Consider the following 571-nt stretch of genomic DNA (forward strand, 5'->3'; position numbering starts at 1 on the left):
AATACTGGTGGACCGCGCTCTTCATCTTCCTCGTCGTCCTGCTGCCCCTGGCGCTCTACATCACGGGCGCGGTCGTGCTGGCCGGCACGCAGGAGGCTCCCTTCTCCGACTCGAACCGCGAAGCGGAGACGATGGGAATCGCCATGATCGCGACCGGCATCGGACTGCTGATCATCACCTGGCTGGCACTGCTCGTTCCCGGCATCGCCCTCATCTGGCGCCGCCTCCACGATGCGAACTTCTCGGGAGCCCTCTGGTGCCTGACGTTCATCCCCTATGTCGGCGGCCTGATCCTCTTCGTCTTCATACTGATGCCCCCGAGGCCGGCCGGCCGGCACTACGATCTCGTCCAGGGCCGCGGTCTCGGCGGTGTCGGGAGCACCCCGTAGTATGGAGGACCGACGCCACCGATTCGGGATCCACTCCCGTCCGCAAGTAGAAAGTTGACGAACGTGAGCTACCCGCCGAACTCCGATACCCCCGAGACCCCCGGTTCCGAAGGGGCTGCCCAGCAGCCGCCCGCGGCCCCGCAGCCGCAGTACGCGCCGCCCGCCGCACCGCAGTACGCCCA

At 67.3% G+C, this 571-nt stretch carries 1 protein-coding gene; it reads left to right on the top strand.

The features are described from left to right. On the top strand, positions 1–389 hold a 389-nt coding region (locus tag D1J51_RS17720; RefSeq protein WP_162903937.1), incomplete at its 5' end, for a DUF805 domain-containing protein. Between the last annotated feature and the right edge of the window lie 182 nt (positions 390–571).

Source organism: Leucobacter sp. wl10, assembly GCF_003569785.1.
In the GTDB taxonomy this organism is placed as follows: domain Bacteria; phylum Actinomycetota; class Actinomycetes; order Actinomycetales; family Microbacteriaceae; genus Leucobacter.